This is a genomic window from Streptomyces sp. NPDC004732 (assembly GCF_040609235.1).
Taxonomy (GTDB): domain Bacteria; phylum Actinomycetota; class Actinomycetes; order Streptomycetales; family Streptomycetaceae; genus Streptomyces.
On sequence record NZ_JBEXJR010000002.1, the window covers coordinates 959,370 to 971,579 of the forward strand.

Annotated in this window: 13 protein-coding genes and 1 rRNA gene; 3 read left to right on the forward strand and 11 right to left on the reverse strand. The window is 69.7% G+C overall.

The genetic code is table 11. From position 1 onward, the window contains the following. Positions 1 to 26: 26 nt before the first annotated feature. A complete protein-coding gene (locus ABZV77_RS09055) occupies positions 27 to 302 on the reverse strand; it encodes a glutaredoxin family protein (protein WP_356252244.1) in 276 nt (91 codons plus the stop codon). Positions 303 to 406: 104 nt separating this feature from the next. Between ABZV77_RS09055 and ABZV77_RS09060 the strand changes: the two genes are divergently transcribed. The 3 genes from ABZV77_RS09060 (at position 407) to ABZV77_RS09070 (ending at position 3,988) form a co-directional block, all read left to right on the forward strand. Continuing rightward, complete coding sequence (locus tag ABZV77_RS09060) at positions 407 to 1,360, forward strand: HAD-IB family hydrolase (RefSeq protein ID WP_356252247.1); 954 nt, start codon at positions 407 to 409, stop codon at positions 1,358 to 1,360. A 338-nt stretch (positions 1,361 to 1,698) separates the two neighbouring features. After that, the gene (locus ABZV77_RS09065; protein WP_055566626.1) at positions 1,699 to 2,493 is read left to right on the forward strand and encodes an ECF subfamily RNA polymerase sigma factor, BldN family; all 795 of its coding nucleotides are present in this window, start codon (positions 1,699 to 1,701) and stop codon (positions 2,491 to 2,493) included. Positions 2,494 to 2,731: 238 nt separating this feature from the next. Next, entirely contained in the window at positions 2,732 to 3,988 is a 1,257-nt protein-coding gene (locus tag ABZV77_RS09070; RefSeq protein ID WP_356252251.1) for a DUF5667 domain-containing protein, read from the forward strand. Positions 3,989 to 4,055: 67 nt separating this feature from the next. On the opposite strand, the gene ABZV77_RS09075 is transcribed toward ABZV77_RS09070, so the two are convergent. From ABZV77_RS09075 to rrf, 10 genes are all read right to left on the reverse strand, one after another. Next, positions 4,056 to 5,120, reverse strand: a complete 1,065-nt coding sequence (locus tag ABZV77_RS09075; RefSeq protein WP_356252254.1) for a lysophospholipid acyltransferase family protein — start codon at positions 5,118 to 5,120, stop codon at positions 4,056 to 4,058. 14 nt (positions 5,121 to 5,134) lie between these two features. Then, positions 5,135 to 6,196 (reverse strand): NAD-dependent epimerase/dehydratase family protein, encoded by a 1,062-nt coding sequence (locus ABZV77_RS09080; RefSeq protein ID WP_356252257.1) that lies wholly within the window; start codon positions 6,194 to 6,196, stop codon positions 5,135 to 5,137. Positions 6,197 to 6,372: 176 nt separating this feature from the next. Next, positions 6,373 to 6,471, reverse strand: coding sequence for an AURKAIP1/COX24 domain-containing protein (locus ABZV77_RS09085; protein WP_003948845.1), 99 nt, complete (start codon positions 6,469 to 6,471; stop codon positions 6,373 to 6,375). A gap of 148 nt (positions 6,472 to 6,619) precedes the next feature. Next, a complete protein-coding gene (locus tag ABZV77_RS09090) occupies positions 6,620 to 6,829 on the reverse strand; it encodes a helix-turn-helix domain-containing protein (protein ID WP_157869005.1) in 210 nt (69 codons plus the stop codon). Between the two features lie 132 nt (positions 6,830 to 6,961). After that, the gene (locus ABZV77_RS09095; protein ID WP_356252261.1) at positions 6,962 to 7,777 is read right to left on the reverse strand and encodes a phosphatase; all 816 of its coding nucleotides are present in this window, start codon (positions 7,775 to 7,777) and stop codon (positions 6,962 to 6,964) included. 128 nt (positions 7,778 to 7,905) lie between these two features. After that, the gene (locus ABZV77_RS09100; RefSeq protein ID WP_356252264.1) at positions 7,906 to 9,081 is read right to left on the reverse strand and encodes an acetoin utilization protein AcuC; all 1,176 of its coding nucleotides are present in this window, start codon (positions 9,079 to 9,081) and stop codon (positions 7,906 to 7,908) included. Then, the gene (locus ABZV77_RS09105) at positions 9,032 to 10,243 is read right to left on the reverse strand and encodes an MFS transporter (RefSeq protein ID WP_356252267.1); all 1,212 of its coding nucleotides are present in this window, start codon (positions 10,241 to 10,243) and stop codon (positions 9,032 to 9,034) included. The genes ABZV77_RS09100 and ABZV77_RS09105 overlap by 50 nt, the downstream gene beginning before the upstream one ends. Before the next feature lie 66 nt (positions 10,244 to 10,309). Continuing rightward, positions 10,310 to 11,053, reverse strand: a complete 744-nt coding sequence (locus tag ABZV77_RS09110; RefSeq protein ID WP_356252270.1) for a VC0807 family protein — start codon at positions 11,051 to 11,053, stop codon at positions 10,310 to 10,312. A 144-nt stretch (positions 11,054 to 11,197) separates the two neighbouring features. Next, positions 11,198 to 11,842 (reverse strand): HAD family hydrolase, encoded by a 645-nt coding sequence (locus ABZV77_RS09115; protein ID WP_356252273.1) that lies wholly within the window; start codon positions 11,840 to 11,842, stop codon positions 11,198 to 11,200. A 101-nt stretch (positions 11,843 to 11,943) separates the two neighbouring features. Further along, positions 11,944 to 12,060, reverse strand: a 5S ribosomal RNA gene (rrf, locus tag ABZV77_RS09120). Between the last annotated feature and the right edge of the window lie 150 nt (positions 12,061 to 12,210).

A 12,210-nucleotide genomic window follows, 5' to 3' on the forward strand; every position in this document is an offset into this window, starting at 1 on the left:
GACTGACCGGTCAGTGCCGGACGGCCCTACCCGTCGAGCTCGCGCCGCAGCCGCGTCTCGTCCACGCGCCAGAAGGTGTGCTGCTCCCCGTCCACCAGGACGACCGGGATCTGTTCCCAGTAGGCCCGGTGCAGCTCCTCGTCCTGGGTGATGTCCTTCTTCTCCCAGGGAGTGCCGAGCTCCCCGCAGACCTTCTCGATCACCGACTGTGCGTCATCGCACAAATGACACCCCGGCTTCCCGATCAGGGTGACCAGCCGCTCCTGCGGTTTCCGCTTCGTACGTCGAAAAATCGGGCTCATACCGCCATTCTCGCCCGGTCGCCCAACCGCAAGGACACGGAGAGTTCACAGGCCCGAATCCTCCCGACTCCGGAACCTCCGAACAAACTGGCTATGCTCACGACATGGCCGCTCTCGGATGGCTCACCCCCCGTAGGCGCTCCGCCACGGCGCGGAGCGTGTTGGCAGGCGAGGCCTCGGCTGAGGCAGCGCGCAAGTCCTCCCAGGAGCTGGAGGAACTCGACGCCCTCGCCGCACAGACCACGCCCGACGAAGGACCGCAGGAACCGGAGTTCCCCGTCGTCGGCGACGACAAGGCCGCCGCCTTCTTCGACCTCGACAACACCGTGATGCAGGGCGCCGCGATCTTCCACTTCGGCCGCGGGCTCTACAAGCGGAAGTTCTTCGAGCGCCAGGAACTGTTCCGATTCGCCTGGCAGCAGGCCTGGTTCAGGCTCGCGGGCGTCGAGGACCCCGAGCACATGCAGGACGCCCGCGACAGCGCCCTGTCCATCGTCAAGGGCCACCGGGTCGCCGAGCTGATGTCCATCGGCGAGGAGATCTACGACGAGTACATGGCCGAGCGCATCTGGCCGGGCACCCGCGCCCTCGCCCAGGCCCACCTCGACGCGGGCCAGAAGGTCTGGCTGGTCACGGCGGCCCCGGTGGAGATCGCCACGGTGATCACCCGTCGCCTCGGCCTGACCGGGGCCCTGGGCACCGTCGCCGAGTCCATCGGCGGCGTCTACACCGGCAAGCTCGTCGGCGAACCCCTGCACGGCCCCGCGAAGGCCGAGGCCGTCCGCGCCCTGGCCGCCGCCGAGGGCCTGGACCTGGGCCGCTGCGCCGCGTACAGCGACTCGCACAACGACATCCCGATGCTCTCCCTCGTCGGGCATCCGTACGCGATCAACCCCGACGCCAAGCTGCGCAAGCACGCACGCGAGCGGGACTGGCGGCTGCGGGACTACCGCACGGGCCGCAAGGCCGCGAAGGTCGGGATCCCGGCCGCCGCCGGTGTCGGCGCGCTCGCGGGCGGCGCCGCCGCGGCCGTGGCCCTGCACCGCCGTCGTCACTGAAGGCACGTTCCGGCCCTGCCCGTGCACCCCGCCCCGAGCATTCCGTCGGTCCTACCCCGCCACGCCTCCCGCCAGTCACGCCGGTAGCACTCGGCCACAACACGCCTCAGGCCGACACGGAATGTGAACTGATTCGATCAACAAGTGCTCACTCTCCGGTGCTTGAACGGGCGTCAATCGGTTACAGAAGCGACGTAATCGATGATTTGAGCAACTGGGTGTAGCGCTGCCTGTACGAAGCGTTATTCTCCTCAGACGCATAAGGGACCCCACACGTCGCTACGACGGGTGAACGGTCCCGCACTGCACGTGATGGAAGCTCTGCCTCTGGGAGTCCCGTGTACCCACACGTCGGGGTTGACGCCTCGGGCCTGGCTACGCTGCGCGCAACGGTCATCGACCGCTTGCGCGGCTTCGTCCCCACCGCGTACGCCGTCCCCGCCGTCCCCGCACTCGCCGTCCCCGCACCCGCCGGGCCCTGCTATGCCCTGGCCAACAGCGGGGCGGCTGTCAGCAGACGGGCCCGTTCCGGCTCCGCTGCCGCCACCTCGGCCCCCACCCCTCGCCGTCCCGCAGCGGACAGCGACAGCGCGCGCATGATGGATCTCGTCGAACGCGCTCAGGCCGGCGAGTCCGACGCCTTCGGACGCCTCTACGACCAGTACAGCGACACGGTCTACCGCTACATCTACTACCGCGTGGGCGGCAAGGCGACCGCCGAGGATCTCACCAGTGAGACCTTTCTGCGCGCCCTCCGCCGCATCGGCACGTTCACCTGGCAGGGCCGCGACTTCGGCGCCTGGCTGGTCACGATCGCGCGCAACCTGGTCGCCGACCACTTCAAATCAAGCCGATTCCGCCTCGAAGTGACCACCGGCGAGATGCTCGACGCCAATGAGGTCGAGCGCAGCCCCGAGGACTCCGTCCTGGAGTCCCTCTCGAACGCGGCCCTCCTCGAAGCCGTCCGCCGCCTCAACCCCCAGCAGCAGGAGTGCGTGACCCTGCGCTTCCTCCAGGGACTCTCCGTCGCCGAGACCGCGCGGGTCATGGGGAAGAACGAGGGCGCGATCAAGACCCTCCAGTACCGCGCGGTGCGCACGCTCGCACGGCTCCTGCCCGACGACGTCCGATAGCGCTCCGTGGCGCCCAACTCACCTTCCGTGGCGGGTGGATGGGCGCCACGGAATTGTCGCGGTCCGATCATCTTTCGTCCGTAACCCAAGTGCCGCGACGCTCGTTGTGCGGGATGCAGGCTCCCTGTGGTCGCTACCTGGCTGGCTCCGCTCACTCGATCGTGTGGAAATGGTCAGGACATGCAACCCTCAGGACCCCCTGGGGAGTCGACCGTCTTGACGAGAGGAGGTGCCGCCAGTGATCGCGAACGTATCGGCCCACCGGCGGGCGAACGCCTTCGCCCAGGCCCTGGAGGAGCATTCCGACCAGGGTCCGGCGGCCGAGCAGTCCGAGGACTCAGCGCCCGTGCCAGCGGCCGCATCCGTGGAGTCCCCCGAAACCACCGGCCGCGCCGAACCGACCGAACAGAGCCACATGCTGGCCCTGACGGACGGTCTCGACGCGCTGCCCAAGCCCGTCCTGGACCCCGAGGTCAAGGTCGTCCAGCGCGCCCAGCTCGTGGCCGCGATGGAAGCCATGTTCCTCGAGGGCGGCAGTCCCTCGGTGCCCGAGCAGCGGTCCCGCAAGGGTGCCCACCGCGCGGGTGCCCTGGGGAAGTTGCGGCCGCGTTCCCGTCTGTCCAAGGGCATCGCGGCGGGCGGCCTCACCGTCGGCGTCGCCGCGGGCGCGTTCGGCGGAGTGGCCGCGGCCAGCTCCGACGCCCTGCCCGGCGATTCGTTGTACGGCCTCAAGCGCGGCATGGAGGACTTCAAGCTGGGCCTGGCCAACGGCGACACCGACCGTGGCCAGATCTATCTCGACCATGCCTCGACGCGGCTGAACGAGGCCCGCAGGCTCATGGAGCGGGGCCGCTCCGGCGCCCTGGACCACGAGTCGCTCGGCGAGGTCAGGCGAGCCCTCTCCGGCATGCGGCACGACGCCACGGAAGGCCACCGCCTGCTCCTCGAGGCGTACGAGCGCGACGGCTCCCTGGGCCCCATCCAGGCGCTGTCCGCGTTCTCCCAGTCGCACCGGGAAGCGTGGAGCGACCTCCAGGGCCGCCTCCCCGTCCAGCTGGGCGACGTGGGAGAGCAGGTGAACTCCGTCTTCGACGCCATAGACGAAGAGGTCGACCCGCTGCGCTCCCTGCTGCCCCGCGCGCCGGAGAAGGGCGGCTCAGGCGGCCGGACGTCCCAGAGCCCCAGCGGCTCCGAGGGCTCCGACGGTCGCCCCTCCCATCCCTCGGGCGGCGGCAGCTCGCACGGCGGCGGGACGGGCAGCGACAGCAAGCCGAAGCCCTCCACGTCGGACCGCCACGACGACGGCCTCCTCGGCGGCGCCACCGGCGGCCTGCTCGACCCACCGGACGAGAAGGAGACCAGCCCGCAGCCCTCGGACGGCAAGAGCAAACCCGGCCAGCACAGCTCCCCGGCCAAGCCGGACGTCACGCTGCCCCCGCTCCTGCCCGGCCTGCAGCTCCCGGAGCTCGGCATCAAGGGCGAGGACGCGAACTAGTCCCTGCCCGTACGGGGTCGGGGGCGCTCTCCTCACCAGGAGGGCGCCCCCGGCCGCGTACACGCACCTAGAAGAAAACCGACCGCCGCTGCACCAGCAGCTTGTACAGCGAATGCTGGATCTGCTCCCGCACCTGATCCGTCAGGTTGAACATCAGCATCGGATCCTCCGCCGCCTCCGGCGGATACCCGTCCGTCGGGATCGGCTCACCGAACTGGATCGTCCACTTCGTCGGCAACGGCACCGCACCCAGCGGACCGAGCCACGGGAACGTCGGCGTGACCGGGAAGTACGGGATGCCGAGGACCCGCGCCAAGGTCTTGGCGTTGCCGATCATGGGGTAGATCTCCTCCGCCCCGACGATCGAGCACGGCACGATCGGTGAGCCCGTGCGCAACGCCGTCGAGACGAAGCCGCCGCGGCCGAACCGCTGCAGCTTGTAGCGGTCGCTGAACGGCTTCCCGATGCCCTTGAAGCCCTCCGGCATCACACCCACCAGCTCGCCCCGCTCAAGGAGGCGCTCCGCATCCTCCGCGCAGGCCAGCGTGTGCCCGGCCTTGCGGGCCAGTTCGTTGATCACCGGCAGCATGAAGACGAGGTCGGCGGCGAGCAGCCGCAGATGGCGACCCTGGGGATGGTTGTCGTGCACCGCGACCTGCATCATCAGGCCGTCCAGCGGCAGCGTCCCGGAGTGGTTGGCGACGATCAGCGCCCCGCCGTCGGCGGGGATGTTCTCGATGCCCTTCACCTCCACCCGGAAGTACTTGTCGTAGAACGGCCGGAGCATCGACATCAGGACCTGGTCGGTGAGCTCCTCGTCGTAGCCGAAGTCGTCGACCTCGTACTCACCCGTGAGCCGCCGCCGCAGGAACGAGAGGCCGCCCGCGATGCGCCGGTCCCAGCCACCACCGCCCCGCGGCTCCGGCACCTTCCCCTGCGGCCCCGCGGGCGCCGGCTGCGGCTCCGCGAGCTGCTGCACGTCCTGCTGCTGCCCCTCCTGCTGCCCGGGCAGCGCCTTGACCCCGGCCACGGGGTCGCCCTTGCGCCGGGGCGCGGACCTGCGGCGCGAGGTGCGCTGCGCGCTCCCGCGCGACCGGTCGTCGTCGAACGGAATGACCTTGGCGTCCGCCATCGTTGACGCTCTCCTCAGTTGGCGCTCTGGTGGCCACCCGCGAGGGGCAGCGCGGCGATCCGGTCGACTGCCCCCGCGAGGGCACCTGGTGGCAGCAGCCCGGGGCCCCGGCTGCGTACGAAGTCCGCGAAGGTCTCCGCGGTCGTGTACTTCGGCCTGAACCCCAGTGTCTCGCGCATCTGCCGGGTGGCCACGACCCGGCCGTGGGTGAGCAGCCTGATCTGCTCGGGCGAGAAGTCCGACATGCCGACCGTGCGCAGCGCCGAGCCGACCCAGGTGACGGCGGGCAGCAGCACCGGCACCGTGGGGCGGCCGAGCCGCCGCGAGCACTGGGACAGGAGCAGCTGGCCGTCGCCCGCGACGTTGAACGTGCCGCTGTTGAGCGTGCCGCGCTGCGGGTCGTGCGAGGCGAGCCGCAGCACCTCGACCGCGTCGTCCTCGTGGACGAACTGCAGGCGCGGGTCGTAGCCGAACACGGTCGGCAGGACCGGCAGCGAGAAGTACTCGGCGAGCGGGGAGTCCGCGGCGGGCCCGAGGATGTTCGCGAAGCGCAGCACGCACACCGCGACGTCCGGGCGGCGCCGCGCGAAGCCGCGTACATAGCCCTCGACCTCGACGGCGTCCTTGGCGAAGCCACCGCTGGGCAGCGATTTGGGCGGCGTCGTCTCCGTGAAGACCGCGGGGTCCTTGGGCGCCGACCCGTACACGCTGGTGCTCGACTTCACCACGAGCCGCTGGACCGTCGGCGACTTCTGGCAGGCGCCGAGCAGCTGCATGGTGCCGATGACGTTGGTCTCCTTGACCGAGCCCCGGCCGCCCCTGCCCCCGCGGCCGCCGAGCGCGGTCGCCGTGACGTCCATGTGCACGACCGTGTCCACGCTGTGCTCGGCGAGCACCCTGGCGATGGCGGGCTGCCGGATGTCGGCCCTGACGAAGTCGGCGCCGCCCAGATGGTGCTCCGGTGGGACCGCGTCGACGGCGACCACCCGGTCGACGTCGGGGTCACGCTGGATGCGCCGGACGAACCGTCCGCCCAGCTGTCGGGCCACTCCGGTCACGAGCACGACCTTGCCCAAGATCAGCGCCTGCCTTTCCCCAAACCCCTCGCCGCGCCACCGTCGGCGGTGTCCCGGACCACGCTATCTGGTGGACGTTGCGGTGTGATGTCCGTGAGCCCAGAGACGGCCGAAAACACCGAAGCCCTCCCGTCGGATGACGGGAGGGCTTCGGAACACGCTGTTGCAGCGGTCGCTTACTTCTTGTTGCGACGCTGAACGCGAGTGCGCTTCAGCAGCTTGCGGTGCTTCTTCTTGGCCATCCGCTTACGCCGCTTCTTGATAACAGAGCCCACGACTACCCTCGCTCACTTCTCTTCACTCGGTGCGGGGCAGCAGACTGGGCCCACACGACCTACGTCGGCCTAGCCTACCCGTCCCCGCGTGAGGGACGTAATCGAGGGGCAATGACCCCTGCCCGAAGGGCCCCGGGGGACCCCTCGCTCAACCTGCTTCGACCCCCACATAGGACTCGCGGAGGTACTCGTGAACCGCCTGCTCCGGAACCCGGAAGGACCTTCCGACCCGGATGGCGGGCAGATGACCGCTGTGCACCAGCCGGTACACGGTCATCTTGGACACTCGCATCACCGAGGCGACTTCCGCCACGGTCAGAAACTGAACCTCGTTCAGCGGCCTCTGGTCTGCAGCCATGACACCCCACCTGAACCTTCCGCACATGACGGGCACCGGCTTCCCCTTCCGGTGACTCTTCGTCGCTGCGCGCTCACTCCCCAGACTAGGGGCGGATGATGCGAGTGGGGAAGAGGAGCAGCCATCGGCCGCCTACTGTGACAGACACGCTCGATTGAGTACATAGCGAGTAAGCGGTCGGTAGTAATCAGACCGCACAGCGTCATCAAGCGGAACGACGACGGACACCTGCCCCTCGGCCTCCCCGACGAATAGCGCCGGATCGTCCGTATCCGCCAGACCGATCGCCTCAAACCCCAGCTGACCTGCTCCGCAGACCCATCCGTGGTCCCCGATGACCAACCCTGGAAGCGGTCCGCCGGCCTCCGCTGCGGCATCCAGGACGGCTCGAACCGGGAGGGGTGAGTGGGTGTGTGCGCCGGTCTCACTCCCGGTGAGACGCGCGCCGGGTTCGCGCACCAGCGCGACTCCTTGTACGTAGTCAAGGTTGTACGTACGTAGGCCAAACCGGGTCGTTATGTCGACACTGTTGCCCTGCGCGGGGGTGAGGACGGTGCATCCGGCCGCCGACAAGGCGTCCGCCAAGGCGGCGTAGAACCCGAGCAGCCGGTGCGGATGACCGGTCCCGAAGAGCACGGGGACCCGCCACCGGGCCGCGACCGCGAGCCGTTCCGCGAACGCGTCGAGCGCCGCCAGTGTCCGCTCCGGATCGATGACGTCGGTCCCCGAGGTGTGCCCAGGGTCGGCGGACACTCCGCACTTGTCAGACATCAGGCGCAGCAGATCACCGGAGCCCCAGCTCCATTCGGGGTCGAGCCCGAGAAGTATCCGCGGGTCCCGGGCCGCGAAGAGCCGATAGCTCCGCAGGCTCTCTTCCCGTGAGGTGGCCACGGGCCCGGCCAACCGAGCCGCCAACAGATGCGCACGCAGGGCGCCGGTGCTCAACACGCTGCCGATGCTGGCGCATCCGCGCGCGCCCGGACCACAAAACCCCGGAAACCACGCACAGTTGGGCTAACGCGGGCATAATCCAATCCGATCGGCCGGACCGCGGCCTCCCGGACCCCTCGGCACTGCTACGCGAGCAGCCCCCGCAGCGGGAACACCGCCCGCCGGGCCGCGAGCACGGCCTGGTCGAGCCGGTCGGCGGGGTCGTATCCCGACTCCCAGCCCTTCCACTCCACCGGCCACCGCCCGTCCGTCATCCGCCCGGGCGCCAACTGCCGGGTCCGCGCGAAGACTTCCTGCCGCCACGCTTCGGGGATCTGCGCCGTGGGCTCGACCGGCCGCCCCGCCGCGATGGCGACGAGATGCGTCCAGGACCGCGGCACCACGTCCACCACCGCATATCCCCCGCCGCCCAGTGAGACCCATCGCCCGTCGGCGTACTCGTGGGCCAGCTCGTGGCAGGCGACCTGCACGGACCGCTGGGCGTCCAGCGAAACGGCGAGGTGCGCCAGCGGATCCTCGAAGTGCGTGTCCGCGCCGTGCTGCGTCACGAGGACCTGCGGCCGGAACTCGGCGAGCAGCTCGGGCACCACGGCGTGGAAGGCCCGCAGCCACCCGGCGTCCCCGGTCCCTGCGGGCAGCGCGATGTTCGCGGCGGTCCCCTCCGCGGCGCCGTCCGCACCCGTCTCCTCGGGCCAGCCGGTCTGCGGGAACAGCGTCCGCGGATGTTCGTGGAGCGAGATCGTGAGGACCCGCGGGTCCTCCCAGAAGGCGGCCTGGACGCCGTCGCCGTGGTGCACGTCGACATCCACGTACGCCACGCGCTCCGCGCCCAGCTCCAGGAGCCGGGCGATGGCCAGCGCGGCGTCGTTGTAGATACAGAACCCGGAGGCGCCCCCGGGCATCGCGTGGTGCAGCCCGCCCGCGAAGTTCACCGCGTGCAGCGCGTCCCCGCGCCACACGGCCTCGGCCGCGCCGACGGACTGACCGGCGATCAGCGCCGAAGCGTCGTGCATCCCGGCGAAGGCCGGGTCGTCCTCCGTGCCGAGGCCGTACTCCCCCCGCGCGGACGCGGGGTCGAGGGAGGCGGCCTTCACCGCGTCCACGTAGTCCCCGCGGTGCACGAGACGCAGCGTCGAATCACCGGCACGCTTGGCCGCGACCACGTCCAGCTCCCGGTCGAGCCCGAAGGCGTCGACCAGGCTTCGGGTCAGCCCGAGCCTGACCGGGTCCATCGGGTGGCCCGGGCCGAAGTCATAGCCCGTTACTGCCTCGTCCCACATCAGCTGTGCGCGGCCGCTCATGTCCGTCACCGTACCGGTCCGGTCCTGGGGCGAAGGAACGGGCGTACAGCAGGGTCAAGAGCACCAACACCATGGGAACGACCATCGCCCCCCGGTAGTTCCAGGCGTCCCCGAGCCCGCCCACCAGCGGCGAACCGATCAGGAACCCCACATAGTTGAAGATGTTCAGTCGCGCGACGGCCGCATCCGAAGCCCCCGGGAACAGCCTCCCCGCCGCGGCGAACGTCTGCGGAACAATCACGCACAACCCCAGTCCGAGCACCGTGAATCCGGCGATCCCGACCCACGCCCCCGGCGCCACCGCCACGACCGCGAACCCCAGCGCCGCCACCACCGACCCGGCCCGCACCACCGCCACGGCCCCGAAGCGCCGCACCCCCAGATCCCCGAGCCCGCGCCCCACCAGCGTCATGACCATGTAGACGTTGTAGGGGACGGTCGAGACCTCCTCCGAACTCCCCAGCACGTCCTGCAGGTACTTGGCACTCCAGTTGGAGACGGTCGAGTCGCCGATGTAAGCGAACGTCATCACCAGACAGAGCGGAAGCAGCACCTTGAAGACGACGGCACCCCCGCCGTCCTCCGCACTCCCGCTCCCGGCCTTCGCGGCATCGACGTACCACCGGCTCCCGACCAGCGCGGCAGGCAACAGCACGGCCACGACCGGCAGATAGGAGACGAAGAGCGACAGATCCCAGTGCGCCCCGGCCCAGGCCAGCGACGCCCCCACGATCCCGCCCAGGCTGTACGCGGCGTGAAACCCGAGCATGATGCTGCGCCCGTACGCCCGTTGGAGACTGACCCCGAGCATGTTCATGGACGCGTCGAGCGCACCCACCGCCAGCCCGAACCCCCCGAGCGCCACGGCGACCTGCCACAGCGCGTCGCCCGCGCCCACCCCCAGCAGCGCAAGCAGCACGGCGGGCTGCGACCACCTCAGCACCGCGCTCGGCGGCACCTTCTTGACGAGCTGCTCGGTGCCCACGCTCCCGACTCCCGCCAGGATCGGCACCGCCGCGAGGAAGACGGGCAGCAGCCCGTCGGATATCCCGTACCGGTCCTGGATCGCCGGGATCCGCGTCACGAGCAGGGCGAAGGTCACTCCCTGCACCAGGAAGGCGAACGCCAGCGAGGCCCTGCCGCGCCGCAGCACTTCGGTCATGGCTGCAGAGCGTAGGGCCCACGGCTACCAGTGGGTAGATGGATCACTCAACCAATTTCGGCGCCTTCAGCGCCCCGACGCGTCCGCCCCACGAGCCACACCCACCACGTCCGCCTCGACCATCTTCTCCATCGGCCCGACGACCAGGCCGCCACTGACGAACATGGTCAGCGTGATCGTGCCGGCCGCGATCGCCCCGCCCAGCCACACCATGGTGTCGACGGGCAGCGTGTAGGCCCCCACGACCCGCAGCAGCGCCTCCCCGAAGAGCGCCAGACCCCATACGACCGAGAACATCCGCTCCAGCCGCGCGAACCGCCCGCGCTCGGCGCTCAACCGTTCCCAGGCCGCGGTCCTCGCCGCGTTCCCCTTGGTCACCCAGGGCTTGAGACCGGCGGTCATCAGCGGCCGCCCGGCCACCACCGACAGCAGGATCGCGATCCCCACGGTCGCCGTGATGGCGCTGTCCTTGGCGAGCATCAGCCGCGGGTCCCCGGCGACGAGGCTCGCCAGCAGCCCGACGACGTTGGCGGTCAGGATGAGCGCCGCGAGCCCGTTGACCCGCCGCTCCTTGACCAGGCTCCACAGCGTCCGCGCGGCCGGCACCACACTGCTCCAGGCCAGCGCGGCCATGGTGCCCATCCCGAACCCCTTGCTGAGCAGGTAGTACGAGGCGGTCGGCACCAGCGCGTCCAGCACCAGCGGCTTCAGGGACTCGATGCGGGCCTTGCGTGCGTCGTCGGGGGCCTCGGCCGTGGTGGCGGCGACGGGGCGGACCTCTACGAGGGCGTCGGTGGCGAGCTGACTCATGATCGGTTTCCTCCGTCGGGCTGCGTACGTCCGGCTTCACTTCCTCCGCGACAACCTCAGCTTCGCCTCCGGGGCCCACCCGCCGACAGAAACGATCGTCCGCACCTGGCCATGACAAATGTCAGCCCGACCACCCGGTCGACGTCATACGAGCAGGTCAACCAAGTCCCGCAGATCACCGAAGAGTTCATTGGCCCCCACGAGCCGCTCGGCGGGCGTCATGGCGGTGAACCCGAGGACATCCATCCCTGCGGCGACCGCGGCCTGCACTCCGAGCGGACTGTCCTCCACCACGACGCACTTCTCGGGCGCCACTCCCATGCGCTCGGCGGCGTGCAGGAAGAGATCGGGCGCCGGCTTGCCCCGCCCGACATCCTGCGAGCTGAAGACCAGCCCCTCCCCGAACCACTGATCAAGCCCGGTCTTCCGATGCCCGACCCGAATCCGCTCATGGCTCCCGGAAGAGGCCAGACAGTAGGCCACCCCGTCCCCGGCGAGCTTCTCCAGCACTTCCACGGCCCCGTCCACGGGCTGCAGCTCCCGCTCGAAGGCAGCGAACACCCGTCCGTGAAAGACGTCGTCGAAATCCTCGGGAAGCCGCTGCCCGCTCCGCTCAAGGATCACATCGTGTACGCGGTGCATGGCGGCCCCCATGTAGTCGCGCAGGGAGTCCTCGTACGAGGTGGGGTGCCCGAGCTCGGTCAGATAACCGGCCAGGATCGTGTTGGAGATCGGCTCGCTGTCCACCAGAACGCCGTCATTGTCGAAGATGACCAGGTCGTATCGCATGTCCCGACCCTAAGCGTTACCAAAAGCCCCCGGAATGCAGAAAGGGTCTGGAACGCAGAAAACCCCCGCACCATACGGTGCGGGGGTTTTCTCTACAATGAGTTCGGCGGCGTCCTACTCTCCCACAGGGTCCCCCCTGCAGTACCATCGGCGCTGTGAGGCTTAGCTTCCGGGTTCGGAATGTAACCGGGCGTTTCCCTCACGCTATGACCACCGAAACAATATGAAACTGTCAACCGGAGCCGTGGCACATGGCTACGACGGTTGTTCGTGGTTTCAGAACCAACACAGTGGACGCGAGCAACTGAGGACAAGCCCTCGGCCTATTAGTACCAGTCACCTCCACCCGTTACCGGGCTTCCAGATCT

Bases quoted from the DNA above. Each gene is read 5' to 3' on its own strand.
- ABZV77_RS09055 (WP_356252244.1), bottom strand. From the start codon at position 302: ATGAGCCCGATTTTTCGACGTACGAAGCGGAAACCGCAGGAGCGGCTG.
- ABZV77_RS09060 (WP_356252247.1), top strand. From the start codon at position 407: ATGGCCGCTCTCGGATGGCTCACCCCCCGTAGGCGCTCCGCCACGGCG.
- ABZV77_RS09075 (WP_356252254.1), bottom strand. From the start codon at position 5,120: ATGGCGGACGCCAAGGTCATTCCGTTCGACGACGACCGGTCGCGCGGG.
- ABZV77_RS09090 (WP_157869005.1), bottom strand. From the start codon at position 6,829: ATGGCTGCAGACCAGAGGCCGCTGAACGAGGTTCAGTTTCTGACCGTG.
- ABZV77_RS09100 (WP_356252264.1), bottom strand. From the start codon at position 9,081: ATGAGCGGCCGCGCACAGCTGATGTGGGACGAGGCAGTAACGGGCTAT.
- ABZV77_RS09105 (WP_356252267.1), bottom strand. From the start codon at position 10,243: ATGACCGAAGTGCTGCGGCGCGGCAGGGCCTCGCTGGCGTTCGCCTTC.
- ABZV77_RS09110 (WP_356252270.1), bottom strand. From the start codon at position 11,053: ATGAGTCAGCTCGCCACCGACGCCCTCGTAGAGGTCCGCCCCGTCGCC.
- ABZV77_RS09115 (WP_356252273.1), bottom strand. From the start codon at position 11,842: ATGCGATACGACCTGGTCATCTTCGACAATGACGGCGTTCTGGTGGAC.